The 26,782-nt window shown below is 72.3% G+C and carries 32 protein-coding genes; 14 read left to right on the forward strand and 18 right to left on the reverse strand.

The window, feature by feature from the left end; genetic code table 11:
• Nucleotides 1–12 precede the first annotated feature (12 nt).
• Both DWV08_RS08740 and DWV08_RS08745 read right to left on the reverse strand, forming a co-directional pair.
• On the reverse strand, nucleotides 13–819 hold the full coding sequence (locus DWV08_RS08740) for an ABC transporter permease (RefSeq protein WP_115413434.1): 807 nt from the start codon (nucleotides 817–819) through the stop codon (nucleotides 13–15).
• Nucleotides 812–1,813, reverse strand: a complete 1,002-nt coding sequence (locus DWV08_RS08745; protein ID WP_115413435.1) for an ABC transporter ATP-binding protein — start codon at nucleotides 1,811–1,813, stop codon at nucleotides 812–814. Before DWV08_RS08745 ends, DWV08_RS08740 begins: the two co-directional genes overlap by 8 nt.
• Before the next feature lie 123 nt (nucleotides 1,814–1,936).
• Between DWV08_RS08745 and DWV08_RS17280 the strand changes: the two genes are divergently transcribed.
• Nucleotides 1,937–2,584: a TetR/AcrR family transcriptional regulator gene (locus DWV08_RS17280; RefSeq protein WP_115413436.1), complete on the forward strand. Its 648-nt coding sequence runs from the start codon at nucleotides 1,937–1,939 to the stop codon at nucleotides 2,582–2,584.
• 120 nt (nucleotides 2,585–2,704) lie between these two features.
• Here the strand turns inward: DWV08_RS17280 and DWV08_RS08755 are convergent, their stop codons facing one another.
• The 4 genes from DWV08_RS08755 to DWV08_RS08770 all read right to left on the reverse strand — a co-directional run bounded on the left by DWV08_RS08755 (nucleotide 2,705) and on the right by DWV08_RS08770 (nucleotide 6,604).
• A complete protein-coding gene (locus DWV08_RS08755) occupies nucleotides 2,705–3,154 on the reverse strand; it encodes a VOC family protein (protein ID WP_115414970.1) in 450 nt (149 codons plus the stop codon).
• A gap of 83 nt (nucleotides 3,155–3,237) precedes the next feature.
• On the reverse strand, nucleotides 3,238–4,911 hold the full coding sequence (locus DWV08_RS08760; RefSeq protein WP_115413437.1) for an ABC transporter permease: 1,674 nt from the start codon (nucleotides 4,909–4,911) through the stop codon (nucleotides 3,238–3,240).
• Complete coding sequence (locus DWV08_RS08765) at nucleotides 4,908–5,837, reverse strand: ABC transporter ATP-binding protein (RefSeq protein WP_115413438.1); 930 nt, start codon at nucleotides 5,835–5,837, stop codon at nucleotides 4,908–4,910. Before DWV08_RS08765 ends, DWV08_RS08760 begins: the two co-directional genes overlap by 4 nt.
• Nucleotides 5,834–6,604 carry a TetR/AcrR family transcriptional regulator gene (locus DWV08_RS08770; protein WP_206516700.1) on the reverse strand — a complete coding sequence of 257 codons (771 nt, stop codon included), beginning with the start codon at nucleotides 6,602–6,604 and terminating at the stop codon, nucleotides 5,834–5,836. The genes DWV08_RS08765 and DWV08_RS08770 overlap by 4 nt, the downstream gene beginning before the upstream one ends.
• Before the next feature lie 77 nt (nucleotides 6,605–6,681).
• Between DWV08_RS08770 and DWV08_RS08775 the strand changes: the two genes are divergently transcribed.
• Nucleotides 6,682–7,566, forward strand: a complete 885-nt coding sequence (locus DWV08_RS08775; protein WP_164740361.1) for a helix-turn-helix transcriptional regulator — start codon at nucleotides 6,682–6,684, stop codon at nucleotides 7,564–7,566.
• A gap of 18 nt (nucleotides 7,567–7,584) precedes the next feature.
• Here the strand turns inward: DWV08_RS08775 and DWV08_RS08780 are convergent, their stop codons facing one another.
• The 4 genes from DWV08_RS08780 to DWV08_RS08795 all read right to left on the reverse strand — a co-directional run bounded on the left by DWV08_RS08780 (nucleotide 7,585) and on the right by DWV08_RS08795 (nucleotide 10,130).
• Complete coding sequence (locus tag DWV08_RS08780) at nucleotides 7,585–7,956, reverse strand: DUF2255 family protein (protein ID WP_115413439.1); 372 nt, start codon at nucleotides 7,954–7,956, stop codon at nucleotides 7,585–7,587.
• An 86-nt stretch (nucleotides 7,957–8,042) separates the two neighbouring features.
• Nucleotides 8,043–8,900, reverse strand: coding sequence for an aldo/keto reductase (locus DWV08_RS08785; protein ID WP_115413440.1), 858 nt, complete (start codon nucleotides 8,898–8,900; stop codon nucleotides 8,043–8,045).
• Nucleotides 8,897–9,331 carry a cupin domain-containing protein gene (locus DWV08_RS08790; protein WP_115413441.1) on the reverse strand — a complete coding sequence of 145 codons (435 nt, stop codon included), beginning with the start codon at nucleotides 9,329–9,331 and terminating at the stop codon, nucleotides 8,897–8,899. Before DWV08_RS08790 ends, DWV08_RS08785 begins: the two co-directional genes overlap by 4 nt.
• Before the next feature lie 214 nt (nucleotides 9,332–9,545).
• Entirely contained in the window at nucleotides 9,546–10,130 is a 585-nt protein-coding gene (locus tag DWV08_RS08795) for an MmyB family transcriptional regulator (RefSeq protein WP_115413442.1), read from the reverse strand.
• Nucleotides 10,131–10,269: 139 nt separating this feature from the next.
• On the opposite strand from DWV08_RS08795, the gene DWV08_RS08800 reads away from it, so the two are divergent.
• Nucleotides 10,270–10,608 (forward strand): carboxymuconolactone decarboxylase family protein, encoded by a 339-nt coding sequence (locus DWV08_RS08800; protein ID WP_115413443.1) that lies wholly within the window; start codon nucleotides 10,270–10,272, stop codon nucleotides 10,606–10,608.
• 76 nt (nucleotides 10,609–10,684) lie between these two features.
• Nucleotides 10,685–11,203: an SRPBCC family protein gene (locus DWV08_RS08805; protein WP_115413444.1), complete on the forward strand. Its 519-nt coding sequence runs from the start codon at nucleotides 10,685–10,687 to the stop codon at nucleotides 11,201–11,203.
• Between the two features lie 7 nt (nucleotides 11,204–11,210).
• On the opposite strand, the gene DWV08_RS08810 is transcribed toward DWV08_RS08805, so the two are convergent.
• From DWV08_RS08810 to DWV08_RS08825, 4 genes are all read right to left on the reverse strand, one after another.
• On the reverse strand, nucleotides 11,211–11,645 hold the full coding sequence (locus tag DWV08_RS08810; protein WP_115413445.1) for a nuclear transport factor 2 family protein: 435 nt from the start codon (nucleotides 11,643–11,645) through the stop codon (nucleotides 11,211–11,213).
• Between the two features lie 61 nt (nucleotides 11,646–11,706).
• Nucleotides 11,707–12,447, reverse strand: a complete 741-nt coding sequence (locus DWV08_RS08815; protein WP_115413446.1) for an SDR family NAD(P)-dependent oxidoreductase — start codon at nucleotides 12,445–12,447, stop codon at nucleotides 11,707–11,709.
• A gap of 26 nt (nucleotides 12,448–12,473) precedes the next feature.
• Entirely contained in the window at nucleotides 12,474–13,592 is a 1,119-nt protein-coding gene (locus DWV08_RS08820; protein ID WP_420897505.1) for a PQQ-dependent sugar dehydrogenase, read from the reverse strand.
• Nucleotides 13,592–14,251, reverse strand: a complete 660-nt coding sequence (locus tag DWV08_RS08825; protein WP_115413447.1) for an SDR family NAD(P)-dependent oxidoreductase — start codon at nucleotides 14,249–14,251, stop codon at nucleotides 13,592–13,594. The genes DWV08_RS08820 and DWV08_RS08825 overlap by 1 nt, the downstream gene beginning before the upstream one ends.
• Nucleotides 14,252–14,585: 334 nt before the next feature.
• Between DWV08_RS08825 and DWV08_RS08830 the strand changes: the two genes are divergently transcribed.
• On the forward strand, nucleotides 14,586–15,827 hold the full coding sequence (locus DWV08_RS08830) for an MFS transporter (RefSeq protein WP_115413448.1): 1,242 nt from the start codon (nucleotides 14,586–14,588) through the stop codon (nucleotides 15,825–15,827).
• Nucleotides 15,828–15,848: 21 nt separating this feature from the next.
• Nucleotides 15,849–16,208, forward strand: coding sequence for a cyclophilin-like fold protein (locus DWV08_RS08835; protein ID WP_115413449.1), 360 nt, complete (start codon nucleotides 15,849–15,851; stop codon nucleotides 16,206–16,208).
• Nucleotides 16,209–16,217: 9 nt separating this feature from the next.
• Here DWV08_RS08835 and DWV08_RS08840 read toward each other — a convergent pair whose 3' ends face one another.
• Nucleotides 16,218–16,742 (reverse strand): DUF1697 domain-containing protein, encoded by a 525-nt coding sequence (locus DWV08_RS08840; RefSeq protein ID WP_115413450.1) that lies wholly within the window; start codon nucleotides 16,740–16,742, stop codon nucleotides 16,218–16,220.
• Complete coding sequence (locus DWV08_RS08845; protein ID WP_115413451.1) at nucleotides 16,739–18,052, reverse strand: condensation domain-containing protein; 1,314 nt, start codon at nucleotides 18,050–18,052, stop codon at nucleotides 16,739–16,741. The genes DWV08_RS08840 and DWV08_RS08845 overlap by 4 nt, the downstream gene beginning before the upstream one ends.
• Nucleotides 18,053–18,099: 47 nt before the next feature.
• On the opposite strand from DWV08_RS08845, the gene DWV08_RS08850 reads away from it, so the two are divergent.
• From DWV08_RS08850 to DWV08_RS08880, 7 genes are all read left to right on the forward strand, one after another.
• Entirely contained in the window at nucleotides 18,100–18,897 is a 798-nt protein-coding gene (locus DWV08_RS08850; protein WP_115413452.1) for an alpha/beta fold hydrolase, read from the forward strand.
• Nucleotides 18,898–18,942: 45 nt separating this feature from the next.
• Nucleotides 18,943–19,647: a histidine phosphatase family protein gene (locus DWV08_RS08855; protein WP_206516701.1), complete on the forward strand. Its 705-nt coding sequence runs from the start codon at nucleotides 18,943–18,945 to the stop codon at nucleotides 19,645–19,647.
• A 9-nt stretch (nucleotides 19,648–19,656) separates the two neighbouring features.
• Nucleotides 19,657–20,205 (forward strand): DUF3090 domain-containing protein, encoded by a 549-nt coding sequence (locus DWV08_RS08860; RefSeq protein ID WP_115413454.1) that lies wholly within the window; start codon nucleotides 19,657–19,659, stop codon nucleotides 20,203–20,205.
• Complete coding sequence (locus DWV08_RS08865) at nucleotides 20,205–20,972, forward strand: SCO1664 family protein (RefSeq protein WP_115413455.1); 768 nt, start codon at nucleotides 20,205–20,207, stop codon at nucleotides 20,970–20,972. The genes DWV08_RS08860 and DWV08_RS08865 overlap by 1 nt, the downstream gene beginning before the upstream one ends.
• Before the next feature lie 62 nt (nucleotides 20,973–21,034).
• Entirely contained in the window at nucleotides 21,035–21,376 is a 342-nt protein-coding gene (locus tag DWV08_RS08870; RefSeq protein WP_115413456.1) for a YciI family protein, read from the forward strand.
• A 207-nt stretch (nucleotides 21,377–21,583) separates the two neighbouring features.
• The gene (locus tag DWV08_RS08875; RefSeq protein WP_115413457.1) at nucleotides 21,584–22,336 is read left to right on the forward strand and encodes an SDR family NAD(P)-dependent oxidoreductase; all 753 of its coding nucleotides are present in this window, start codon (nucleotides 21,584–21,586) and stop codon (nucleotides 22,334–22,336) included.
• Between the two features lie 58 nt (nucleotides 22,337–22,394).
• A complete protein-coding gene (locus DWV08_RS08880) occupies nucleotides 22,395–23,348 on the forward strand; it encodes a GlxA family transcriptional regulator (protein ID WP_241237256.1) in 954 nt (317 codons plus the stop codon).
• A gap of 83 nt (nucleotides 23,349–23,431) precedes the next feature.
• On the opposite strand, the gene DWV08_RS08885 is transcribed toward DWV08_RS08880, so the two are convergent.
• Both DWV08_RS08885 and DWV08_RS08890 read right to left on the reverse strand, forming a co-directional pair.
• Nucleotides 23,432–24,202 carry an MBL fold metallo-hydrolase gene (locus DWV08_RS08885; protein WP_115413459.1) on the reverse strand — a complete coding sequence of 257 codons (771 nt, stop codon included), beginning with the start codon at nucleotides 24,200–24,202 and terminating at the stop codon, nucleotides 23,432–23,434.
• Nucleotides 24,203–24,236: 34 nt separating this feature from the next.
• Nucleotides 24,237–24,872, reverse strand: coding sequence for an isochorismatase family protein (locus DWV08_RS08890; RefSeq protein WP_115413460.1), 636 nt, complete (start codon nucleotides 24,870–24,872; stop codon nucleotides 24,237–24,239).
• Nucleotides 24,873–25,149: 277 nt separating this feature from the next.
• Here DWV08_RS08890 and DWV08_RS08895 point away from each other — a divergent pair, with 277 nt between their 5' ends.
• Nucleotides 25,150–26,580 carry an MFS transporter gene (locus tag DWV08_RS08895; RefSeq protein ID WP_241237197.1) on the forward strand — a complete coding sequence of 477 codons (1,431 nt, stop codon included), beginning with the start codon at nucleotides 25,150–25,152 and terminating at the stop codon, nucleotides 26,578–26,580.
• The last annotated feature ends 202 nt before the right edge of the window (nucleotides 26,581–26,782 follow it).

Here is a 26,782-nt window from a genome sequence, read left to right on the forward strand (position 1 = left end):
CGGCGCCCCTGCTCACCTCCGGCGCACCAGGGCGCGCAGCGTCACCGCCAGCCCGAGCGCCGTCCACAGCGTGAGGACGAGGAGGTCACGACCGTCCGCCGCGAAGACCTCGGAGGCCACCCCGGCACGGAGGAGGTCCGCGGCGGACTGCACAGGCAGCACGGAGTGCAGGCCGCGGAACCATCCGGGCAGCTGCTCCACCGGGAACGTGATCGGCGAGAACAGCAGGACGAAGAAGACCAGCACCTGCGAGACGAGCTGCGCCATCATCGCCGGGAGGCTCACCGCGATCGCATAGCCGACCGCCGTGGCCATCGTGGCCGTCAGCAGCGAGGCCAGGATCAGCACCGGCCAGTCGAAGGAGAAGCTCAGGTCGTACCGCAGCCAGGCGACCAGAAGCCCGATCGCGACCCCGGGCAGCGCGACCAGCGACCACACCACCAGGTCGACCAGCAGGAAGAGAGGGCGCGCCACCGGCAGCGCGCGCTGGTAGTCCAGCGCGCCCGAGGCCCGTGCGCGGGACACGCCCTGGGGAACGATGACCAGGCCGATGGTCAGCAGCAGGATCGTCGGTGCGCCGGTGGCGAGGAAGAGGGCGGTATCCGGCCCGATGTCGGGGATGAGGAAGCCGAATCCGATCACGATCCCGGCGGCGAGCATCGCCTGGATGACGACGATGAGCGGCAGCATCGCGCCGATCGAGGCGAGCGACCACCGCATCATGGCGCGGAAGCTGCTCCACGGAGTGACCCGGATGGGGGCGATGGCGGCCGTCGTCGACTCGGCGGCGCGTGCGCGCGGGGAGGTGGTCTCAGTCATCGTCGGCCTCCTGGCGGGTCGGGCTGGGGGTGGGCTCCGCGTCCGTTCCGGACGCGGAGCGTGCGGTGAGGGCGAGATAGGCGTCCTCGAGGGTCACCGGCGCGAGGGAGTAGCTCTCCACCCTGCCCTCGGCGCGGCGCGCGGCGGCCCAGGCCACGGCCTCCGCCGCGTCGTGCGCCGCGACGGTGAGCAGCGTGCGCCGGCCGGCGCGCACCCGGCGCCGGGCCGGCAGATGCGGATCCGCCGCGGACGGGTCCTCCGCGTCCGAGGACAGCCGCAGCTCCAGACGCAGATCCGTGTCCTGGGTCCCGCGCAGGCTCGCGGGCGACCCCTCGGCGACCAGGCAGCCCCGGTCGAGCACGACCAGTTCGTCGACGACCCGTTCGGCCTCGGCGACGTTGTGGGTCACCAGCAGGACGCCGCTGCCACGATCGCCGCGACGGCGCACGGCGTCCCAGAGCAGGCGGCGCCGCGAGGCGTCGATGTCGTTGGTGGGCTCGTCGAGGATCAGCAGGGCGGTGGGCGCCGCCACGGCCATGGCGAAGGCCGTCAGGCGACGGATCCCTCCGGAGAGTCCGCCGCCCTCCGGCAGGGCACGCCGGTCCAGCCATGGCCCGATGTCCAGCTCCTCGGCCAGGTCGATCGCCGCTCGTCGGGCATCCCGCACCGTCATCCCGCGCAGGCGGCCGGCGATCTCGATGGCCGCGCGGGGGGTGAGTCCGTCGATCGGCGCCTGCGCCTGGGGCTGGAGGGCGACGTGCCGCCGCGCTGCCGCCGGGTCCCGCACGGCGTCCGCACCGCCCACCCGGATCCGGCCTCCCCCGGGGCGGAGCAGCCCCACGACCTGGGAGACCAGCGTGGTCTTGCCGGCGCCGTTGTGGCCCAGCAGGCCCACCACCTCTCCTGCGCGGACGCGCAGCGAGATGTCGTCATTGGCGATGACCCGACCGTAGCGGCGGGTGAGCCCGGTGATCTGCAGGACGTCCGCGTCCATGTCCGCTCCTCGCTTTCCCGGCACCCCGGGAGACCCATAGAATTGGGATTCCGTCAGTATCTCAATACCCACGGTATGTGGATACCATGGGTACGTCAAGGGTCGCGGCTCTACCCTGGGAGCATGACGGAGCTCCCCGACCCCCTCTCGCGTCGAGACAGCCAACGGCGCACGCGCACCGCACTCGTGGCCGCAGCCCGTCAGGTGTTCTCCGAGGACGGCTACCACGCGGCGGGCCTGGCACGGATCGCCCGGGTGGCCGGCTACTCGAAGGGCGCCGTCTACTCGAACTTCGACGGCAAGTCCGCCCTGTTCCTGGCGGTCTTGGACGAGAACCTGGAGCTCGCGGACGCGGACCCCCACCACGATCCCTTCGACCGGGTCGCGGAGCCGGACTCCACCGGCCGGAGCATCGCCGAGGGCGAGGGCTACCCGCAGCACGCGACGCAGGGCTTCGCCCTGGCGACGCTGGAGTTCATCGCGAGCGCCGCCCGGGACGAGACGCTCGCCCCCCAGCTGCACAAGCGCATGCGCCGGCTGCTGGATCGCTACGAGACGGTCGCCCGCGACTCCCGCGCCGACCACGAGACCCTCACCACCGCCCAGGTGGGCTCGCTCCTGGCGGCGCTGGATCAGGGCACCGGTCTGCTCCTGCTCGCCGGGGACGTGCTCCCGGACCGTGCCATCTTCACCGCCGGGGTGCGCCGGCTCCTCGATCCGGCACGCGCCGCGGACGAGGACGGGCGGGCCGAGGACCACCGCGCTCGATGAGGGCCCGCGGCGAGCCGGCACCGCGCCGTGCCGCAGCGAGGGCCCGGCCCCGTGGGACCGTCCTCAGGATGTGGGCGCCGCCCGTCCCCTCCTCCCGGCTCTCCGCGACACCCCGACGGTTCACCCTGCGCCGCCGCCTGCCTGCGTGGCCTGGGCGAGCATCACCAGGATGCCGCTGGGGCCGCGCAGGTAGGTGAGCCGGTACACGCCCTGGTAGTCGGCCACGCCGCGCAGCGGATGGCAGCCGTGACGGGCGGCGATCTCGAGCGCCGCGTCGAGGTCGTCGACGGAGAGGGCGATGCGGTGCATGCCGATCTCGTGCGGCTGGGTCGGGGCGGTCTCGAGCGCTGTCGGGTGGAGGTACTCGAACAGCTCGATCCGGCCGTGGCCGTCGGCCGTCTGCAGGAGGGCGATGCGGGCGTGGTTGCCGTCCAGGCCCACGGCCGTCTCCGCCCACGGCCCGCTCACCTCGTCCCGGCCCAGCACGGTGAGGCCCAGATCCGTGAAGAAGGCGATCGCCTCCTCGAGGTCCCTCACGGCGATGCCCACGTTCTCCAGTCGGGTGCTCATGGTCGCCACCGTAGTCCTCCTCGCCGTGCGCGGCACGGGCCGCGCACGGCGAGGAGGGGCGGGAAGGGGCGAGCAGGGCGGGCTCAGGCGGTGATGAGGTCGCGGCGCCGGAATCCCGCCGCGCCGAGCAGCGCCAGCACCGCCCCGCTCCCGGCGAGCACGGCGACCGCCGCCCAGGAGATGTCCTCGGCGGGGTGCTGGCCCACGTGCCGGAACACAGAGGTGGCGAGCACGGCGTCGTCGAGCTGCAGCATGTCGCCCACCAGCGCGAGCACGGCCCCGTACACGAACACCACCCAGGTCAGGCCCACCAGTCGCGGCACGATCCCGTAGAGCGCGACGGCGAACCCCAACAGCGCCCAGACGGCGGCGGTGTGCACCACCTGGCCCAGCAGCACCGGGCCCAGCAGGCTCCAGTCCCCGGTGGCCAGTGCGGCGCCCACCCCGTTGCCGAGCCCCGCCAGCACGAACAGCCACAGCGCGCCGAGGCCGGTCACGGCGACCCAGGCGAGCACCCAGCTGCTGCGGGAGACGGCCGTGGCGAGCACCGGCTCGGTGCGCACGCCCTGCTCCTCGGAGCGGAGGCTCTGCACGGAGACGATCGCGAAGACCGCGATCATCAGCGCGTAGTAGATGCCCATGAAGCCCAGGTAGCCGTCCACCATGCCCTCGGCGCCGCCGAACACGGCGAGGATCTCCTCGGGCATGCCGGCGGCGTTCTCCGCCATCGGCTGCACGAAGGCGCCGAAGGTGACACCGGCGAGCGCCAGCGCGAAGGACCACCACAGCAGGGTGGCGCGCTGGAGACGGAAGGCGAGGGTGAACGGTCCGTGCAGCCAGCCGGGGGCCGCGGCGTCGCCCAGCCGGTCCGGCAGGATGCCCGCGGCGAGGTCGCGCCGGGTCTGGAGCGCGAATCCCGCCGCGACCAGCAGTGCCGTGGCCGCGAGCGAGAGCGCCAGCGGCCACCAGCGGTCCAGGGTGAGCGGCGCGGTCTGCTGCGCCCAGCCGAACGGGGAGAGCCAGGAGAGCCAGCCCAGGTCCCCGCCCTGCAGGGAGGACATGTCCCCCAGCCCGCGCAGCACGAACGCGGCGGCGAGGACCGCCCCGGCCAGGCCGGAGGCGGCGCGGGAGAAGGGGGACAGCTGCACGGTCACCGCGGTCACCCCGGCGAACACGAGGCCCACGGCGCCGATGCTCGCGGCGAACAGCAGCGAGGAGGCGAAGGAGCCGGGGTCGCTGGGCGAGACGAAGAACATCCCCGCCATCAGCACGGCCATCAGCACGTTCATCGCCGCGACCAGGAGCAGCGCGGCGGCGAGCGGGGCATGGCGGCCCACCACGGAGGCGCGCACCAGCTCGGCCCGGCCCGTCTGCTCCTCGACGCGCGTGTGACGGGTGACGGTCATGATGCTCATGAGCGCCGCGCCGATCATGAGGTACCCGCCGTACAGGCCCACCAGGAAGCGGGCGGTGGTGATCTCGTCGAACCCGTACCCGGGCCCGCCGATCAGGGCGACGACGGGATTGGAGGCGAGCACGGCGAAGGAGGCCAGCGCCTCCTCGTCGAGCACCACGCCGAGCGCGGTGGTGAAGTAGCCGAGCATGAGGGTCAGGCCCAGCACCCAGGCGGGGAACCGGATCCGGTCGCGGCGCAGCATGAAGCGCAGCATCGACCAGGTGCCGGCGAGCGCGCCGCCGTGCTCGGCGGCGACGGGGGCGACGGTGGCGGCCCGGTGGGCGGCGGTGGTGGTGGTCATGACGCGCTCCTGTGCAGCTCGTCGCCGTAGTGGCGCAGCAGCAGCTGCTCGAGGGTGGGCGGGGTGGCGGTGAGGGCCTCGACGCCGTGGGCGGAGAGGTCCCGCATGAGGGCGGGCAGGTGGGCGGCGTCCACGTCGAAGCGGAGGTGGTCGCCGTCCTGGTGGACGGCATGGACGCCCTCCCGGTCGGCGAGGCCGTCGACGGGCCGGGAGGTGCGGACGGTGACCGCGGTGCGGGAGAGGTGCCGCAGGTCCTCGAGGGTGCCGGATTCCACGATCCGCCCGTGGCGGACGATGGAGATGCGATCGGCGAGCACTTCGACCTGGGCGAGGATGTGGCTGGAGAGCAGCACGGTGCGCCCGGCGTCCTTGACCTCGCGGATGCACTCCTGGAACACGGCCTCCATCAGCGGGTCCAGGCCCGCGGTGGGTTCGTCCAGCAGCAGCAGGTCCACGTCCGAGGCGAGGGCGGAGATCAGCGCGACCTTCTGCCGGTTGCCCTTGGAGTAGGTGCGGCCCTTCTTGCGTGGATCGAGGTCGAAGCGCTCGATGAGCTCGTCGCGCTTGCGCCGGTTCACCCCGCCGCGCAGGCGGGCGAAGAGGTCGATCGCCTCCCCGCCGGTCATGCCGGGCCACAGCTCCACGTCCCCGGGCACGTAGGCGAGGTGGCGGTGCAGCTGCACCGCGTCGGTCCAGGGGTCGCCGCCGAGCAGGCGCACGGTGCCGGCGTCGTGGCGCAGGATGCCCAGCAGGATGCGGATGGTGGTGGACTTGCCGGCGCCGTTGGGGCCCAGCAGGCCGTGGACCTCGCCGGGGGCCACCTCGAGGTCGAGGCCGTCCAGCGCTCGGACGGCGCCGAAGCTCTTGGTGAGGCCTGAGAGGGAGATCGCGGGGGCGGTGCCGTCCGCGTGGGTGTGAGAGGTCATGAGGGGGTCTTCCCTTCGTGTGGCGCGGGAGGGGGCGGGGCGTCCTCGCCCGGCGGATCGTGGGGGCTGCCCGGTGTGGCACGCGGCCCGGGGCCGGCGGCAGGGTCGGTGCGCGCCTCGCCAGCGGGGCCGGCGGCGGGGCCGCCGGCGGTGTCGTGGCCGGGGTGCCCCTCCGGCAGGGAGTCGAGCAGGCCGTCGCGGTACAGGTCGAAGAGCACCGGCACCAGGCGGGCCATCGAGCCCTGGAGGTCCTCGGTGCCCAGGGCATGACGGATCCGCGGCTCGAGCAGCACCGGCGCCAGGGCGAGCATCGCGATCATCGTGGACTGGGCGCGGCGGTCCGGCATCGGGCGGAAGGTGTAGCCGGCGAAGCCCTGCTCCACCATCTCCTCCACCACCTGGACGTAGTGGTCGAAGAAACGCTGCCCCTGCGCGGAGGGGTCGAGCAGCGAGGCGAGCAGGTACTCCACGTAGCTGCGCATCGGCCCGGCGGTGAGCAGCTCGCCCACCAGCATCGGGGAGGCGGTGGCGTGCTCGCGCTTGATGTCGGTGAGGGCCTCGAACACGTGGTCGTCGCAGGCCTCGCGCAGCTGCGCCTTGGAGCCGAAGTGATGGATCACCAGCCCGGGCGAGACCTCCGCCGCGGCGGCGATCTGCCGCACCGTGGTGCGGGTGAAGCCGTGCGCGGCGAACAGGGAGATCGCCGCGTCCCGGATCCGCTCGGCGGTGCCCGGCGCGGTGTGCGGCGCCCGCTTGGTTGAACTCATGTTTAATATTGAACGCCTGTTTGGCGCAGGCTGTCAATCCCACGACCGAGGTCACCGTTCCCGCGTACCCTCACACCATGGACAATCGCACGGAGACCCGGGACTTCCTCATGACGCGCCGGGCGAGGCTGCGCCCGGAGGACACCGGGCTGCCGGACTTCGGCGGCATCCGCCGTGTGCCCGGGCTGCGCCGCGAGGAGGTGGCGCTGCTGGCGGGGATGAGCGTCGAGTACTACACGCGCCTGGAGCGCGGGGGTCTGGCCGGGGTGTCCCAGAGCATCCTCGACGCCCTGGTGCGCGCCCTGCAGCTCGACGACGCGGAGCGGGAGCACCTGCTGGACCTGGCCCGCTCGGCCGGGCCGGCCCCGAGCCCGGCGCGACGCCGACGCGGGCAGGTCTCCCACAGCCTCCAGCGCCTGCTGGACGGCATGACCGGGGTGCCGGCGTTCATCCGCAACGGCCGGCTCGACGTGCTCGCGATCAACGCGCTGGGACAGATGCTGTACTCGGAGGCGTTCGTGCACTCCGCGCGGCCGGTGAACCTGGCCCGGTTCTGCTTCCTGGACGAGGGCGCGCAGCGGCTGTACCCGGACTGGCAGAAGGCCGCGGAGACCTCCGTGGCGCTGCTGCGCACGGAAGCGGGCCGGGACCCGTCGGACGAGGGGCTGACGGAGCTCGTGGGCGAGCTGTCCACGCGCTCCGAGGAGTTCCGGCGGCTGTGGGCGAAGCACGAGGTGCGGCTGCACCGCAGCGGGACCAAGACCTTCCGCCATCCGCTGGTCGGGGAGCTCGTGCTGGCGATGGACGCGCTGGAGATGCCCGCCCAGCAGGGCCTGACCCTCACCGCGTACAGCGCCGAGCCGGGCACCCCCTCCGAGGAGAGGATGCACCGGCTCGCAGCGCAGGTGGGCGGCGCCGACGTCGCGGTGCGGACCGCGCAGGAGTCCGTCATCGCGCGGTGACGGGCGCCGCGGCAGCGGTCAGCGCGGGTCCACGCGCACGGTCGCCGCGCGGGTGCGCTCGGCGATCATCGGCGGCAGGTACGGGCTGCCGGCGTACTTCTGCGAGTAGGCGGCGTCGATCGCGTCGTCGAGCTGCCCGGCGACCGGGGTGAAGGCCACCTCGGTGTCGAGGCCGCCGGCGGTGATCCGTCCCGCCTTCTGGGCAAGTGCGGACCGGTACCAGCGGGAGGCGGTGCCGTTGTAGGCCCGCACGTAGACGGCGCCGTCGACCACCACCGACCAGATCCAGGTCAGGGTGCCCGGGGTGTGGCCGTCGGCGCGGTAGGGGGCGATGTGGAAGTCGTCGCTGCCGGCGATCGCCTGCAGCTGCTCGGTGGTCCAGGTGCTCATGGTGTCGGTGAGGTCCTCTCGTGAGAGGTGCGCCGCCGGGCCTCCCGGCCCGGCGGCGCACCTCGGGGTCGTGTCCTGCGTGCGGCTTACTTGCCGCTGTAGACGGGGAAGGCGCTGGCCTCGCCGTAGTCCTGGTCGTGCAGATCCTTCAGCACGGCCATGTCCTCGTCGGAGATGACGAAGTCGACCTGCGCGTTGGAGCGCATGTGGTCCGGGTTCGCAGTCTTGGGCAGCGAGACGGTGCCCAGCTGGATCGTGTAGCGGATGCACAGCTGCGGCACGGTGACGCCGTACCGCTCGGCCATGGCCACCACGTCCGCGTTGTCGAGGATCTGCCCGTGGGCGATCGGCGAGTACGCCTCGACGACGATGCCCTTCGAGTCGCAGTACTCCAGCAGCGCGGAGGGCGTGTTGCCGGCGTGGACGAGCAGCTGGTTCGCGTGCGGGACGACGGTGCTGCCCGCGAGGAGGTTCTCGAGGTCCTCCTGCAGGAAGTTCGAGACCCCGATGGCGCGGAGCTTGCCCGCCCGGTGCGCCTCCTCCAGCGCCCGCCAGGCCTGACGGTTGCCGTCGGCGTAGTCGCCGCCGCGGAAGTCCTGCCAGGGCTGCGGGGCGTGGATGAGCATCAGGTCGATGTAGTCCAGGCCCATGGTGCGCAGCGACTCGTCGATGGCGGCGACCGCCTGGTCGTAGTCCTTGATCTCCGCGGCGAGCTTCGTCGAGACGAACAGCTCCTCGCGGGGCACGCTCGCAGTGCGGACCCCTTCGCCGACGCCGCGCTCGTTGCCGTAGGCCTGGGCGGTGTCGATGTTGCGGTAGCCGATCTCGACCGCAGCGCGCACCGCGTCGGCGACCTTGTCGTCGTCGATGAACCAGGTGCCGAGGCCCAGGGTGGGGATCTCGACGCCGCCCGCCAGGGTGCGGGTCTCGTTCAGGATGGTCATGCGTTCTCTCCGTTCTCGTGCAGAGCGCGGTACACCTCGTCGGTGACCGGCTCGAGCCATTCGTTGCTGACGCCCTCGCCGGGCGTGATGAAGGCCAGGTGCGAGAACCAGCTGTCGGCCTTCGCCCCGTGCCAGTGCTTGGTCCCGGCCGGGATCCGGACCACGGAGCCGGGGACAAGGCTGAGGGGCTCCTCGCCGTCCGCCTGGTACCAGCCGGAGCCGGCGGTGCACAGCAGGATCTGGTCCCCGCCGCCGTCGCTGCCGTGGTGGATGTGCCAGTTGTTGCGGCAGCCCGGCTCGAAGGTCACGTTGCTCACCGGGACGCTGCCGCCGGCCAGCGGGGCCAGGTAGCTCTGTCCGATGAAGTACTGCGCGAAGGCCTCGTTGGCCTCTCCGGTCGGGAAGATCTGTTCGAACTCTCCGTCGCTCATGTCTGCCTCCTCAGGTGGTGGTGCGGGCCGTCGGCCGCCCGGTGGCGGCGCGGGCCGGGCCCGAGCTCCGAGCGCCCTCTCGGCGCGCTCCCGGCTCGTCGCCGACCCTCGGCTCCCGCCGTGATGCCTTCACGCTAGGACCGTGCCGCGGCAGGTGGCAGTCCCTGCGAGTACCACCCCTGCTCCGGGCACCCCTGCGATGCCGGCGCGGGCATCAGCACGACGCCGATGGCGCCGCCGCCCAGCTGGCCAGGAACCGCAGCCGCTCCTCGGAGGGGGTCCCCGGCTCCACGGTGCCCAGGCGAAGAGTCAGCGTGCTGTCCGCCGCCGGCACCACGTCCTCGCGGTGGAGCACGATCTCGCCCACCACGGGATGGAGGATCCTCACCCGCGGCGGTCTGCACGCGCAGGGTCGGGACGAGGACCAGAGCTCACGGAAGCGGGCGCTGCCGGTGGAGAGCTCTCCGATCAGTCGATGCAGGGCGCGGTGGTGCGGGGTGCGCAGCGCTTCGGCGCGCAGGCGGCTCACCTGCTCGTCGGCCACCGCGTCCCACTCCGGGTAGAACTCCGTGGAACGGGCCGGCTCGAGGAACAGGAACCGCGCCAGGTTGGGCCCGGGGGCCTCGAGGACGGGGGTGATCAGCGCCCGGCCCAGCGGGTTGACCGCGAGCACGTCGAGCCGGCCGGTCAGGACCAGCGCCGGCGCCTCCGAGATCGCGCCCAGGGCCTGCCGCAGGCCGGGGCGCAGCCGGTCGGGCCCGGCCGTCGCGCCGTGCCGAGAAGGGCCCCGTGTGGTCATCGGGCGAGGTCACCACGAAGGCGGGGCGGTGAGCCAGTCCCTGTCGGTACCCCCTCACGAGGGGGCCTGGCATGCACGCTCCGCGCCCGCTGGAATGGATGGTGTGCGGGAGCGACCCGCGGTGACGAGAGGAGAGACCATGAGCGAGCAGGAGCAGAGCACGGGCTGGACCGGCGGGAAGAACGCCTTCGGGGACTTCGCCCCCGGCATGGTGCACTACACCGACAAGGTCCTCTTCGACGAGGTCTGGGAGCGCGAGGGGCTCTCGAAGCGGGACCGCAGCCTGGTCACGGTGGCCGCTCTCACCGCCCTCGGCAAGACGGACCAGCTGCAGTTCCACCTCGCCTACGCCCGCCGCAACGGCGTCACCGACCAGGAGCTCGAGGAGGCCCTGCTGCAGCTCGCGTTCTACGCGGGCTGGCCCCACGGCATGGGCGCGACGACGGTGCTGAAGCAGATCGTCGAGAACGACTCTTGACGTCCGTTCGCGCACGCCCTGCGATCTCCCGGGGTGCAGGGCGTGCGTCGCAGGCGGGGGACGGCATACTCCCGCCATGGAGTTCACCGTCTCGCTCCCGATCCCCCGTCCCCGTCGCCAGGTGCTGGAGCTGCTCTCGAACCCTGCGCACCACGCCGCCTGGGTGCGGGACCTGCTCGCCCACGAGCTCGTCAGCGGGACGGAGGGGCAGGTCGGCGCCGTCTCCCGCGTCGAGATGCGGTCCGGGAAGGGCACGATGGAGGCGCGCGAGACGATCACCCGCCGGGATCCGGAGCGGCTCGAGGGGATTGCCGAGGACGTCGTGGTCCACTACGAGAGGGAGCTCGTCGCCCCCGGGATGTGGAGCGCGGCGCGCGAGCACCTGCACGATCTGGGGGACGGGACCACGCTGTGGGAGAGCGAGAACGAGTACCGCTTCGACGCACGGGCGATGCGCCTGCTGGCACCGCTGATGCGCCGCGCCTTCCGCACCCAGACCCTGCGCCACATGGAGGATTTCCGCGCCTTCGCCGTGCACGGCACCGACGTGCGGGGGGCCGACGCGCGGGGGGCCGACGGCGCGGAATCCGGCTGATCCGGACTCACGGAGCGGGCGGGGCCTCCCGCCCGGGCGCCCTGCCGCCCTCGTGGACGGCCGGCATGTCCTGGCTGTCCGCGGCCGGCGTGTCCTGGCTGAAGGTGTTCCACCAGCGCCCCTCGCGCCGCTGCCACAGCGAGGAGATGTAGTACCGCTGCGCGGTCTGCGCGCCGGGGGCGCGGGCGTCCGCCCGGTAGCTCAGCAGCACGGCATCCTCGCCGAGGCGCCGCAGTCGCGCCTCGCTCAGCGCGTACTGCGCCGTGAGCGGGCCGTCGGCGAGCTGCGCGAGATGCTGGTCGAGATCGGCGAAGCCGTCGGTGTCCACGCCGAGGAAGTCGCCGGGCAGCACCTCCCGCTCCGCCCCGGGATCCCCCGTGACCTGGGCCTGCCAGACCTTCTCTTCGAGGGCGAGGAAGTACTCCGTCTCGTGCGCGTCCATGCGCTCATCGTGCCATCGCCGCCGTCCTCCCCTCCCCGAGGTGGTGTGCGGTGCGAACGGCTCAGGTACTCGCGCCCGCCGCGGGCAGGTCGAGGCCGGTGCGTGCGGCGAGGGCGCGCAGCAGCCGCTCCTGGAATCCCGGGTCTTCGGAGAGCGGGTGCGGCCGGTGGATCTCGCGGTGGTGCCAGTACCCGCCCGTGCGCGGGCTGATCTCGCGGGCCGGGGCGGCGGCGAGCCATGCCTGCGTGCGATGCCCCTCGGCGAGGTCGTCGGTCGCGGACGGCCCGCCCATCCGGGTGGGGACCCATCCGGGGTCCACCGCGTGGGCGAGCACGTCCGGCAGGCGCGACGCGAGGCCCAGCGCGAAGGCGGTGGCCAGCAGCTTGCTGTCCGAGTAGGTGCCGCCGCTGCCGGCCTCCACGGGCGCGAGATCGTCTCGTCCGGAGCGGTGCATGGAGCTGGAGAGCACCACCACGCGTCCCGGGGGCGCCATCGCGGCCGTCAGGACGTACGGTGCGAGGACGTTGACGGCGAGCACGTCGGCCCCGTCCATGGTCCCGGCATTGTGGATCACCGCGTCGAAGCGGCCGACAGCGTTCGCCTGCTCGGCGACGCGGCGCGTCTGCTCGGGGTCTGCGAGATCGCCGTGGAGGCGTCCTCGGGCCCGCGCGGCGAGCTCCAGGCCGTCGAGCCGGGAGGGGTGCCGGGCGTGCACGACCACGTCGTGGCCCTGGGAGATCAGCTCCTGCGCGGTGGCCGCGCCCAGGCCCGTCGAGGCTCCTGTGACCAGGATCAGTGCCATCTGCTCATCCTTCCTCGTGCTGCTGGTCAGCTCCGGTCCAGCCGGAGGATGCGGTCGCCGTCCGGGTGCGGGTCGCCGCGCCCGTCGGTGGTGTTGGTCAGCACCCACAGCGCCCCGTCGGGGGCGACGACCACGTCGCGCAGACGTCCGTGCGTTCCCACCAGGTGCTCGCGGGAGGTGGAGAGGTCCGACAGCGGCACCTCGCGCAGGCGCCGGCCGCGCAGGTTCGCGATCCAGAGGGAGCCGTGGGCGAGGGCGATGCCGCTGGGGCTGGCCTCCTCGGGGGTCCACTGCTGGACGGGGTCGACGAAGCGGGGATCCTCGGCGCGTCCCTCGACCTCCGGCCAGCCGTGGTTCGCGCCGGGCTCGATGACGTTGAGCTCGTCCCAGGTGTCCTGGCCGAACTCGGAGGCGTACAGGGTGCCGTCCTCGTCCCAGGCGAGTCCCTGGGGGTTGCGGTGCCCGTAGCTGTGCACCGGCGAGCCCGGGAACGGGGTGTCCTGGGGGATCCCGCCGTCGGGGGTCAGGCGCAGGATCGTGCCGAGCAGCGTGTCGGGGTCCTGCGCCTGCGCAGCGTCGCCGGCGTCGCCCACGGTCACGTACAGCATCTCGTCGGGGCCGATCGCGAGGCGCCCGCCGTGGTGGACGCGTGCCGCGGGGATCCCGTCCAGCAGCGTCTCCGCCGGCCCCAGTGCCAGTGCTCCGGGCTCTCCGGTGAGCGGGAACCGCGCCAGGCGGTTCTCGTCTCCGGCCGTGAAGTACGCGAACAGGTGGGCGTCGTGGACCGCGAGGCCCATCAGCCCGCCCTCGCCTCGCGGGGTCACGCCGTCGACGATGCCGACCTCGCGCAGCTCGCCGCCCTCGGTGACCTCGAGGATCCGGGCCGAGTCCCGTTCGCTGACCAGCGCGGAGCCGGCGTGGAACGCGATGGACCACGGCGCCTGGAGGCCGGAGACGATCGTGGTGGCCTCCTCCCCGCTCGTCCCCGCGCCGCTCGTCCCCGTGCCGTCCGGCGAGGTCGGGCCGGAGTCCCCTGCCTCGGTCGCCGGCTCGGAGCCGGGGGCGCACCCGGCGATCGCCGCGCCCGGCAGCAGCGCCACCAGGGAGAGCGCGCGGCGTCGCGACGGCGGGAGGGGACTCACGATCAGTCCTGGCCGATCACGGTGCGGTAGCCGCCGCGGTCGCGGTGGAGGCCGAGGATCCGCTCGGCCAGCGCTTCCGGCTCGTGGTCCGGGTCGCCGCCGCCGATGCCGAGCGGGATGATCAGCTGGGCGACGTGGATGCCCTCCTCGGCGAGCGCGTCGTGGAGCATCTGCCCGTAGGCGCTCTCCCCCGCGAAGGCGACCGAGGTGCCGGCGACGCCGCCGTTCGGCGTCATGGCGCTGCCGCCGTTGATGAACAGGATCGTGCCGCGGCCGCGCTCGCGCATCCCGGGCAGGACGTGCCGCACCGCGGCGACGGGACCGTACACCGACTGCTCGACGGGGCCGACGAGGTCCTCGGCGTCCGTCTCGAGCACGGTCTTCATGAAGTCCTTCGCCGGGACCGGGCTGTACTGCAGCACGTCGATCGGGCCGAGGTCCGCGGCGGCCGCGTCCAGGGCGGCGCGCAGCGAGTCGGGGTCGCGGGCGTCGGCGACGTAGCCGCGCGCGGTGATCCCGTCGGCCGCGAGCTGCGCGGCAAGCTGCTCGACGTGCTCCCGGGTGCGGGAGAGGAGGGCGGCGGCGTGGCCGTCCCGGCCGAAGCGGCGGGCGGTGGCCAGGCCCAGGCCGGGGCCGGCGCCGATGATCGCGAGGGTGCTCATGGGTGGTCCTTCCGTGGTGGTCGCGGGGACGGCGGGGGCGGTTCTCGCCCGACCGCTGCTCCCGACGCTACGGAGCCGGGGCGCAGCGCGGGAGTCCCTGTCAGTACGCCCCTCGCGGGGCCCGGTGCCGTGACCGCAGGGCGCCGTCGCGGAGCGGGGCGCGAGGGTGTGCCGTCCCGCCGGTCGACATGCATCGCCTCAGGGGTGCCCTGACAGGGCCTCCCGCCCGCTCCCCTGCCGTGGCTACGCTCCCCGTCGCACCGCCTCGCCGCGCCCCACAGCGCCCGCGGGGACCGACAGCGCCTGAGGCGCGACGACCGAGCCGAGGGATCCCGTGACCTCCGAACCGAGCACCCTGCCCCGCCTCGTCGAGGAACGGCCGCTCCCGCGTCGGGGGCTGGGATTCGTCGCGGTGGTGGCGTCGCTGGTGATGGTCTTCGCCGCCTCCGGGGCCCCGATCCCGCTGTATGAGCGCTACCGCGCCGCCGAGGGGCTGACCACCGGGGATCTCTCGCTCGCCGCCGTGGCGTACTTCGTGGCGGTGATGGTCGCGCTGGTGGTGCTCGGGCGGCTGTCCGATCACGTGGGGCGGCGGGCCGTCGCGCTGGCGGCGGTGGTCCTCGCGGCCGCGGGCTCGCTCTCGTTGCTCGACGTCACCGGTCTGGGCGTTCTCGTGACCGGTCGGGTCCTGCAGGGGGTGGCCTGCGGTCTGGGCTCCTCGGCGATCGCCGCCGCGATCGTGGACCTCGCCCCGGCGCGGTCCCGCTGGATCGCGGCGACAGCAGTGGCAGGCTCCCCGCTGATCGGACTGACCCTCGGCGCGCTGGGCAGCGGCGCCCTCGCGGAGCACGGGCCGGCGCCCCTGCAGAGCCCCTCCCTGATCGTGTCCGCGCTGCTGGCCGTGTGCGGCGTGCTCCTGGTCCTCTCGCCCGAGCCGGTCGCGCGCCGCAGCGGTGCCCTGCGCTCCCTGCGCCCGCAGGTGCACCTGCCCCAAGCGATCCGTCCGCTGCTCCCCGCCGCCGTGGCCGTCTTCTGCGGCACCTGGGCGCTCGGCGGGTTCTACCAGGCCTTCAGCCCCACCATCTCCGCGCAGCAGCTCGGCACCGACAGCACGCTCGTCGCCGCCGTCGTCTTCGCCTCGTTCATGGCGCCGTACGCCCTCGGCGGGCCCCTCACCGGGCGGCTGAGCCCGTTCGCCGCGCAGCGCCTCGGGATCGTGGTCTTCGCCCTCGCCGTGCTGGGGGTGGTGGCCGGCCTGCGCTCCGGCACGATCCTCGCCGTCGTCCTGTGCGGGATGGTCGCCGGCGCCGCGCAGGGCGCAGCGTTCACCGGTTCCCTGCGCGGACTGCTGGGGCGCATCGGTCCCGGCGAGCGCGCCGGTCTGATGGCCACCGTCTACCTCTTCTCCTACGGCGGGGCCGCTGTGCCCAGCCTGCTCTCCGGCCGGCTCACCGCCGCCGGGGTCTCCCTGCAGACCCTCTCCCTCGGATACGCCGTCCTGGCCGGGCTCGCCGCCGCCGTGGTCCTGCTCACCGCGGGCACGGGGCGCGGGCCCGACACCGGCGCGATGCGCTGAGACCACGAAAGGACCCCACCCATGGACATCCGACTCACCTCCGAGGTCGCGACGTTGCACGGCACGCTCGGGGACGGTGCGGCCGCCCGTGATCTCGCGGCGATGCTCCCGCTGACCCTCACCCTCGCGGACTTCCACGCGACAGAGATGATCGCCGATCTTCCCGGGCGCCTGCGGACCGACGACTCCCCCGCCGCAGCGGCGGCCCGCGCCGGGGACATCGCCTACTACGCGCCGTGGGGCAATCTGGCGCTGTTCCTCCGGGACTTCCCGCGTTCCTCGGGTCTGGTGATCCTGGGCCGCTTCGACGGCCCTGCCGATGCCCTCACCGGGCTGGACGGCCGCACGGTCACACTCGCCGCCGTCGAGCAGGGCGGCTGAACCGACGGGTCAGGCCGCGGCGATGCGCCGCACGGTGCGGAGGCTCCGGTTCGTGGTGGTGGAGCGGTAGCGCGCCCTGGCCACCAGCTTCGCGACCGGTGAGTTCGTGCTGCGCCCCGTGGGCAGACTCCAGTAGAGCAGGCCCGGGCCGCGCGCGATCCGCTCCACCGCGGACTCCAGCGCGCGGGCCGCGGCGAACAGCTCGTCGAGCACCGCCTCGTCGGAGCCGAACAGCAGGTAGGGCTGGGTGGCCTCGTCCTCGGCGAAGGGGAACTCCTCCGCGCGGCGCGCGATCTCCGCCTGGGTGACCAGCACGATCCAAGCCTCGTAGCCGAAGCGCTCGGTCAGCGCGCTCTCGATGAGCGGCTTCATCGTCGCCGCGTCCTCCGCGGCGTCGAACACCACGTTCCCGGTGGCGAGCACCGTCACCACCTGTGTGAATCCCAGCTCGCGGAACAGCTCCGCGAGCGGCGCGCTGCGCACGGTGATGCCGCCGACGTTCACTCCGCGCAGCAGCGCCACCCACCGTGTCATCGCTCTGCTCCCGTCCTATCGTCGGCCGTCCCCGCGCGGCGCACGCGGGCCACCAGGTCATCCAGCCAGGCGCCCACGTTCACGCGGGCCTCCGGCGTGTCCGGGAAGCGGCAGCGCAGGTGGATGCCGTCGCTGTCGGTGCTGAACCACAGCATCACGCCGTCGGTGCGGATGCCGGCGCTGATGTACTGGGCGTCCAGGCGCTGGGTGTCGATCGTGACGGGGAGCCGGCGCATGTCCAGCCAGGAGATCGCCAGCATCCCGGGCTCCTCGGGCATGCCGCCCCACGGCGCCAGCACCTCGGCGAGCGGATGGGAGCCCAGGCGGAGGGACTCCTTGAGCGCGGCGGCGCAGGCCGACGGGTCCGGATCGGCGGAGTCGAGCACAGAGTTGGTGATGAACCAGCCCACGGAGTCGTGCCAGCGCTCCTCGTAGCGGCTGTGCACCGGGAACACGGCCCGTAGCGCCGTGCCCGCCAGCGCCCGGGTGGTGCTGGTCATCGCGGAGATGGTGAGGGCCAGGGTGGAGACGCCCTCCTGCCGGGCCCGGGCGGAGAAGGCCTCCAGCGCGTCGGCGTCGAGCACGTCGCGCACCACCACCCGTTCGGGATGGTCGCCCGGGGCGCCCAGGGACAGCGGGAAGCGCGGCATCGCGCCGTCGCCGGCCTCGATGAGCTCCCGCCAGCGGCGATGGATCTCCGGCGGTGCCGCGGGCCGGTCCCTCAGCGCCCGCGTGTGCTCCACGAAGGCGGGTGCCGGCGGCGAGGTGGGGTGCTCTCCCTGCTGCACCGCCGCGAGGGCGGCCAGGAGGTCCCGGACGATCACCAGCATCGACCACATGTCCACGTGGGAGTGATCGGCGGCGACCACGAGGGTGGGGCCGTCGGCCGTCTCGATGAGGCACAGCCGGTGGGAGGGGCGGGACAGCGGACGGCAGTGCGCGTCCAGGACGCCCTGCAGCGCCGCGCCCATCGGCTGGCCGGGGGCGATCTCGTGCTGGATCCACTCCCCCGGCCCGCAGGTGATCTCGTGCAGCGTCGCCGGCCCGTCGGCCTGTGCCACGAAGGCGGTGTTGAGCGTGCCGTGGGAGCGGACCACGGCCGTCCAGGCGGCGGCGAGGTGGTCGCGCTCGACGGGGGCGTCCAGGTGGAGGGCGAGCGCCATCCAGGAGCCCGCCCGGTCGCCGAGGCCCACATGGCGCGACTGGTCGAAGGAGGGCGGGAGCTGCTCCCCCGGCGCGCTCACCGCCAGCTCGTAGCTGAGCAGCGGGCCGAACGGCAGGCTCAGGGAGGCGACGTGCGTGAGACGCATGGCGATACTCTAGGCGCACACACGGCACGGGCAGGGACGGCGACCACATGCACAGACTCGAGGTACCGGGGGCGAGGATCGCCTGGGCCTTCAGCGACGAGTCCGGTTATCCCGTGGTGCAGCTCCACGGCCTCACCTCCAGTCGCTCCCGCGACCGCGTGCTCGACCTCGACCTGGGCCGGGGACTGACCGGCACCCGCCTGCTGCGCTACGACGCGCGCGGCCACGGCCACTCCACCGGCCGCCCCGTCCCCGAGGACTACCTGTGGTCCACGCTCGCCGAGGACCTGCTGCACCTGCTCGAGGTGTGGTTCCCCGGGGAGCAGGTGCACGGTGTGGGCCCCTCGATGGGGGCGGGCACGCTGCTGCACGCGGCGGTGCGGGAGCCGGAGCGGTTCAGCGGATTCACGCTGCTGCTGCCGCCGACGGCCTGGGAGACCCGCGCGGCCCGGGCCGAGGAGTACCGGCGGGCGGCGACGTTCATCGAACGGCACGGCCTGGACCGCCTGATCGCCGCCGACGCCTCGGCGCCGCAGCCGCCCGCGTCCGTGGGCCACCCCGACAGCGTGCCGCACGTGAGCGCGGAGCTGCTGCCGTCGGTGTATCGCGGGGCGGCGCTCAGCGACCTCCCCGACCCGGCGCTGATCGCCCGCCTCACCCAGCCCACCACGGTGCTCGCCTGGACGGACGACCCGGGCCACCCGGTCTCCACCGCCGAGACGCTGGTCTCGCTGATGCCGCATGCCGCCCTGCAGATCGCCTCCACGCCGGAGGAGGTGCGGCGGTGGCCGGCGGTGCTGGCCGCGGACGTGGGCCGCAACGCCGCGGCATCCGGCGCCCGGTGACGACTCCGCCGGCACCGGGCGCGACCGCATCGCTAGGCTGGCGGGATGGCGACAGTTCTGCTCGTGCGGCACGGCCGCACCACGGCCAACGCGACGGGCCTGCTGGCGGGCCGAACCCCCGGCGTCGCACTGGACGATCTGGGACGGGACCAGGCGGCGCGGACCGCGGAGAGGATCGCGGCGGTGCCCGTGGCCGAGGTGGTCTCCAGCCCGCTCGAACGCTGCACGGAGACCGCCCGCGCGATCGTGGCGCGGCAGGGTGCCGCACCGCCCTCGTCGGTGGACGACGCGCTCACGGAGTGCAACTACGGCCTGTGGCAGAACCGCCGGCTCAGCGACCTCGCCACGGAGGAGCTGTGGCCGCGCGTGCAGTCGCAGCCGTCCGCGGTGGTCTTCCCCGGCGGTGAGTCCATGGCGGGGATGCAGGCGCGGGCGGTGGCGGCGATCCGGCGCCACGACGCCGCCGTCGAGGCCATGCACGGGCCGGGGGCGGTGTGGGTGGCAGTGAGCCACGGCGACATCATCAAGTCGATCCTGGCCGACGCGCTCGGCATGCACCTGGACCTGTTTCAGCGGCTCGAGGTGGGGCCCGCCTCGGTGTCGATCGTGAGCTACGGCGCGAGCCGGCCGAGGGTCGCTGCCACGAACTCCGACGGCGGCGATCTGTCCTGGCTCGCGAAGGGCGTCCCTTCCGGGGATGCGCCGGTGGGCGGCGGCGCAGGCGTTCCCGCCCCTGACGGCCGGGCATAGGATCGTTCCATGACCGACGTGCCTGCCCATGTTCATGAGTTCGACTGGCCGGACCGGGTCGTGATCGGGACGATCGGGCGTCCCGGCGCCCGGACGTTCTACCTGCAGGCGCGCACCGGGGCGGAGATCGTGAGCGTGGCGCTGGAGAAGGAGCAGTCGGCGCTGCTCGCGCAGAAGGTCGACGAGATGCTCGACCAGCTCCGCGCCGTCGAGGGCAATCGCTACAGCGTTCCCGACGGCACTCCCGACGAGCTCGTCGACGACGACCCGCTCGATCCCGTCCAGGAGCAGTTCCGCGCCGGCACCCTCGGCATCGGGTGGGACCCCACCACGGCCCAGGTGATCCTCGAAGCGCAGCCGCTCCCCGCCGACGACGACGTGACCGAGGCGGACGCGCCGGCGCTCTCCGAGATGCTGCGGGTGCGGATGCCCGTCGGCACCGCGCGGGCGTTCACCCGGCGCACCCGCGAGATCGTGGACGCCGGGCGTCCCCTGTGCTCGCTCTGCGGCCATCCCATCGACCCCGACGGCCACACCTGCATCCTCCCCGAGCTCTGATGACCGCGACGGATCTGGTGACCGCCGAGCTGACGCTCATCGGTCGCCTCACCACGGCGTCCAACGCGACGTTCCTGGGCAGGATCGGGGAGGCGGAGGTGGTCTACAAACCGGTGGCCGGCGAGGCCCCGCTCCGGGACTTCCCCGGCGGCACCCTGGCCCGCCGGGAGATCGCCGCCCATCTGGTCTCCCAGGCCCTCGGCTGGGACATCGTGCCGCGCACCTGGTGGCGCGACGGCCCGCTCGGCGAGGGGATGGTGCAGCTCTGGCAGGAGCAGGATCCCGACCAGCGCGCCGTGGACCTGGTCGCCTCGGACCGCGTGCCCACCACGGGCTGGCGCAGCGTGCTCGAGGGCCTCGATCAGGACGGGCAGAGGATCACCCTCGTCCACGAGGACTCCCCCGCCCTGCGGCGCATGGCCGTGTTCGACCTGATCGTCAACAACGCCGACCGCAAGGGCGGCCACGTCCTCACCATGGCCGGCGGGCATCGCCACGGCGTCGACCACGGACTCACCTTCCATCGCGACCACAAGCTGCGCACCGTCCTGTGGGGATGGGTGGGGGACGCCCTGACCGCCGAGGAGCTCGACGGCGTGGGCCGTGTAGCCGGCGAGGTGGAGGGCGAGCTGGGAGGCCGCCTCGCGGAGCTGCTCAGCGGCGACGAGGTCGCCTCGCTCGCCGCGCGGTGCGAGCAGCTGCAGCAGGAGGGCTGCTTCCCGGCCCCGCGCGGCGAGATGCCGGCGGTGCCGTGGCCGCTGTTCTGAGGGCCCGCGCCGAGTGATGATGGGCGCCTGATGCTCAGCCGTCGACCACGAGAGGACCGACCATGGCGCAGTACATCATCTACTTCAACCAGCAGTGGGTGGGTGAGCACACCCCGGAGTGGTTCGCGGAGCGCGGCCCGCTCGCCGAAGCCGTCGTGAAGGACATGCAGGACGCCGGAGTGCTGGTGTTCGCCGCGGGCGTCGACGAGGACGTCGACGCGGCGCTCACCGCCGACGACACCGGAGGCGCGCTGGAGTTCAGCACTGGCCTGTACGCGCCGGACGAGCAGTACATCGGCGGGCTCACCATCGTGGAGGTCGCCGATGACGAGGACGCGCGGAGGTGGGGCGGTCGGATCGCCGAGGCCTGTGGGTGGCCGCAGCAGATCCGACGGGTCTACTGATCCTCGACGCACCGCTCTGAGCCCTGCGAAGGCAGCGCACCCTGCACGCCCGCACCCGCGCGCGACAGAGATGCCCGAGAGAGTGACCAGAACCCGACCTGACGTCGACGTGGAACCCCACAACGCCGCCACGAGCGGAACCACCACCGCTCCGGATCGCACGATGCTGAGTCGGAGCCATCGACCGACCCGCTTAGGCTGGGCACCATGGATCTGAGCGACAAGGTAGCCATCATCACGGGCGGAGGGCGCGGCATCGGACGAGGAATCGTCGACGCGTTCCTCGAGCAGGGCGCGCAGGTCGTCGTCGCGCAGCGCTCGTCCCTCGACGCAGTGCTCGCCGAGGACTCGCGCGTGGCCTACGTCGGCGCGGACTTCTCGCACGAGACGGATTTCACGGCGGTCATCGACAGCGCGATCGCGGCCTTCGGACGGCTCGACGTCGTGGTGAACTGCGCCGGCGTCATGGTCGAGCGCGACCCTGCCGAGGTGTCTCCCACAGAGTGGGAGGCGACGATGTCGGTCAATCTCCGCACTCCGCTGCTCCTTGTGCAGGCGGCGCTCCCCCACCTCGCCGACGGCGGCAGCATCATCAACATCGGGTCGGTCGAAGGACTGAGCGCGAACCCCGGGCATGCCGCGTACGCGGCATCCAAAGGCGGCGTGCACGCGATGACCCGCGCTCTCGCCGTCGACCTCGGCGCACGCGGGATCCGCTGCAACGCCATCGCTCCGGGATGGATCGAATCGAACCTCAGCGAGAAGTACATCGCGTCGATGGAGGATCCCGCGGCGGCGCGAGCGGAGCTGCGCCGACTGCACCCTGTCGGCAGGCTCGGCACACCTCGCGACATCGGGCAGGCAGCCGCATTCCTGGCCAGCGATCGAGCGGCGTTCATCACGGGCGAGGTCCTGGTCGTCGACGGCGGTCGCACCGCGAAGCTGCCCTCGCCGGCCTGACGGACACTGAGCCCGATGGCACGATGAGCGATACTCGATGAGTTCAGGACCGGTGGAGATGGATCCGGTGCGGATTGCGATCTACGTCTTCGATGGCATCTCGACGTTCCACCTCGCAATTCCGCAGATGGTGTTCGGCGAGGTCGCGCGTCAGCAGTTGGCCGACTGGTCCACCGTGCTGTTCACCGACCACGCGGGATCAGTGACGACTGCGGAGGGCCAGGAGATCTCCCCGATCACCGGACCTGGCTCCGCGCTCACGGCGGACATCGTCGTGGTGCCGTCCTGGTTCGACGACGGGCGAGTGCCAGCGCGTCGACTGCAGGAGCTCCTGCTCGATGCTCATCGGCGCGGAGCAGTCGTAGCAGGCCTCTGCTTGGGCGCGTTCCCCGTCGCCGACACCGGCCTTCTCGACGGCCGCAGCGCGGTCACACACTGGTATGCGGCCGACCTTCTCGCCGCACGCAGAAAGAACGTCGAGATCGATGCATCCGTGCTGTACATCGATCACGGAGACGTGATCACGTCGGCCGGCACGGCATCGGGTATCGACGCGTGCCTGCATCTGGTGCGCACGCGCCTGGGAACCGCTGCGGCCAACAGTGTCGCCCGGTCCCTCGTCATCGCTCCTCATCGAGAAGGCGGACAGGCACAGTACGTCGAGCGTCCGCTCCCGGCGCGCAGCAGCGACGATCCGATGTCCCAGGTCCTCGACTGGGCGATCGAGCACCTGGACGAGCCGTTGACCGTCGACGACCTGGCCCGACGAGCGCGCATGAGCAGACGCACTTTCGTGCGAGCGTTCCGGGTCAGCACCGGAACCACACCCGCGTCCTGGGTCACGTCCAAACGTCTCGACGAGGCGCGCCGCCTGCTCGAGCAGACGGATCTGCCGATCGAACGCGTGGCCAGGCTCGTCGGCTACTCCAGCGCGATCACATTCCGGCAGAACTTCTCGAGGGCCTTCGCCACGACGCCGACGTCGTATCGCCGTCGCTTCGGCACCGCCTGACGCTGGAGGTGAGCGGCCTCAGGCAGCCGTCCTCCAGCGTCGGGAACGGATCTCCTGCGACGACGCGGCGAGACCGCTGCGGTTCAGAACACGAGGGTTTCGCCGTCCACCGGCGTGAAGACACAGTCGGCGAAGCCTCCCGCCTCCGCGACACGCCGCACGTCTTCGCGGGTGACGACACAGTGATTCAGCGCCTCCATGTGCACGGCGACGATCTGCGTGCCCGGGGCCGCATTGTGCACCTCGGCGACGTCGACCGCCCCCATGATGATCTTGCTGCCGTCCGCCCAGCGAGCTTCACCCGTATTCAACACCGTGACGTCCGGACGATGCGTGTGCAGCTCGTCGGCGATGTCGGCCGTCCAGACGGCGTCGCCGGCGATGTAGACGGTCGGCTCGCCGTCGGTCGCCAGGACGTAGCCGCTGACCTGCCCCATCATCTCGCCCCATCGAGCAAGGACCTCGTCGGAGCCATGTTGGGCGCGTGTCCGGGTGATCGTCACGTCACCGAAGGGGAGCGAGCCATCCACGATGCGGACGTCGGTGAAACCCACCTGGGCGAAGGCGTCGGCGTCGCCGCCGTTCTGCGCGAAGATCGGCAGTTCACGGTCCAGCAGTGCGGCCGCGGCCCCGTCCCAGTGGTCGGGGTGCGTGTGGGTCACGAGAACGGCATCCACGTCGAGCAGGTCTCCCAACGGCGTGACGAGGTCCACGAGGGGGTTGCGGGAGTGGTTGTCGACGGTCGTCGGTGCAGAGACCGATGAGCCCTTGGCACCCAGCATGGGATCGACGAGGATCCGCGTGCCGCCGATGGTGAGCAAGGCAGTGGCGTTTCGGACATGGGTGTACTTCACGGGACCTCCTTGGAGTGGTGGCCGGGCGAGAGACTCAGGCGACGGCTCGCTGGGCACCTCGAACTGCCGAGGTGCCGAGATCACTGCCCGCAAGCGTCGCTCCGGAGTCGACTGCTCCGACCCAGTCGGAGGTGGTGGCGACCGCGGCCCAGTTGGAGTTCAGCAGGGTCATCAGCGTGGTGTGCACGGTCTCGGCATCGGCGGAGCCGGCCTCGTTCGCGAGGTGGATCGCACCAGTGGCATCGGCGAGCACCTCGGTCCGGAACCCGAGCCCCTCGCCCTCGACAGCGGAGGCGAGGACACAGTTGTTGGTCATGTAGCCGACCAGGGTGACGGTGTCCACATCCAGCTCACGCAGATGCGCGGCCAGGTCCGTGCCGGCGTAGATCGACCCGTACTGCTTCACGACCGACTTCCACGCGTCGATCCGGCGGTTCTCGATCTCCGGGTGCAGCTGGAAGCCCGGCAGCTCCGGGTCGAAGACCGGAGCGCCGACACCCATCGTGTGCTGCACGGCCACGACCGGGAGCCCTGCCTGATGGGCGGCGTCGATCGCCGCCGTGATCTTCGGCAGCGAGTCGGCGTGCGGCGGGTACTGGATCTCCAGCGGGCCACCGAAGTACTCCTGCTGGACGTCGATGATGACAAGGGCGCGACGGGGCGTGGTCATGGGGTTCTCCTCTGCTGATGGGGCGCGGTCACCGACTGCCGATGACTGTCCCTCGATCGTCGCGTGAGAGTGCCCATCACACGAGTGGCACAGATGCGGAGTTTCGATGGATTCAGGCCAATCTTCCGAACGAGGAACGTCACACCGGCTTCGCGGGAATACCCCCTGGGGGTATATAGTTCTGTTCCGTGACATCGCGAGAGCCGCGAACAGTGCGACCCCGCCCGTCCGCGCTCCACGCACACGTGCATCCCGTCGAAGCAAGGAGAACCCACAGGTGACGACCTCAACGGAAAAGCCGACCAGCAGGGCCATCGTCGCGCTCGTGGTCATCGCGACGGCACAACTGATGCTGGTGCTCGACGATTCGATCGTGAACATCGCCCTGCCGTCGATCCAGACGGAGCTGGCGGTCAGCCCGACTCATCTGCCATGGGTGGTCAACGCGTACATCCTCGCGTTCGGGGCGCTCCTGTTGCTCGGCGGCCGCATCGGTGACTTGTGGGGGCGCAAGCGCACGCTCCAACTCGGGCTGGCAATCTTCGTTCTCGCCTCGCTGGCCGGCGGGTTCGGCCAGAGCACCGAGATGCTCATCATCGCGCGCGCCGTCCAAGGCCTCGGTGCGGCACTGGCCTCGCCCAACGCGCTGGCGCTCATCACCACGACGTTCGCGGATCGGACGATGCGCGACACGGCTCTGTCCCTCTACGGGGCGATGACCGGGTTCGGCATCATCCTCGGCCTCCTACTCGGCGGTGTGCTCACCGGCACCCTGGGATGGAGATGGGTGTTCTTCATCAACGTGCCCATCGGCATCCTCGCGCTCGTCGGCACGCGCACGCTGGTCGGCGCGGACCGGCACCCGGGGCGTCTGGGAACGATCGACGCGATCCTCGGCACCGGAGGCATGGTCGCGCTCGTCTACGCCATCACCCGCTTCGGCGAGTCCGGACTCGCCGACCCACTCGCGATCGTCCTCATCGCGACCGCAGCGGTGATGCTCACGATCTTCATCGCCGTCCAGTCGCGCAGTCGCAACCCCCTGGTGCCCTTGAGCCTCTTCAGGGACCGCAACCGGACGGGGGCGTATCTGACGATGCTGCTCATGGCGATCGGCCCGATGGGCACCTTCTACATCCTCACGCTCCACCTGCAGCAGGTCGAGCAGTACACCCCGCTGATGACGGGCATCGCGTGGTTGCCGTTCGCCGCCGGGATCTTCGTCGGCGCAGGCACTACACCGAAACTGCTCCTGCGCATCGCCCCTCGGTACGTCGTCACGGGAGCAGCGCTCCTGGGGGCCGGAGCCACGTTCTGGTTCTCCCGCATCACCACCGAAACCGACTACTGGCTCCACCTCGCCCCGGCCATGTTCCTGCTCGCCATCGGGTTCGGCGGCGGCGCGATCGCCCTCACACAGGCCGCGATCTACCGTGTCGACTCCGACAAAGCCGGCATCGCCTCCGCCCTGCTCAACTCCGCACAGCAGATCGGCGTCGCTCTCGGACTGGCCTTGCTCGCCGGTGTCGCCGCCACCGTCACCGCCGAGACAGGAGGCACGACACCACAGACGCTTGTTGACGGATACACCACAGCACTCGTCGTCGCCACCGGTGTCCTCATCGCGGCAGCGATCATCGCATTCGTCATGCTCAGCACGCGATCGAACACCGAGGACCGCGCGGACGTGCCGTCTCCGGCAGCGTGAGAACGTCGCCAAGCGGGCGGCCCCTGCCCCGAACGAGTGCCAGACACGCCCTCACATCCGCACCCGGCCCCGGCCCATGCACCACGGCTTCCTGAAATCGTTCAGCCGTGCAACGTCAGCTCACCATCCTGATCAGGACACCGCGCCGCCGCACACCTACAGATTGAATCTCCACTCCACCGAGTTCCGGCACGGAGTCGCA

The organism is Brachybacterium saurashtrense (assembly GCF_003355475.1).
Classification (GTDB): domain Bacteria; phylum Actinomycetota; class Actinomycetes; order Actinomycetales; family Dermabacteraceae; genus Brachybacterium; species Brachybacterium saurashtrense.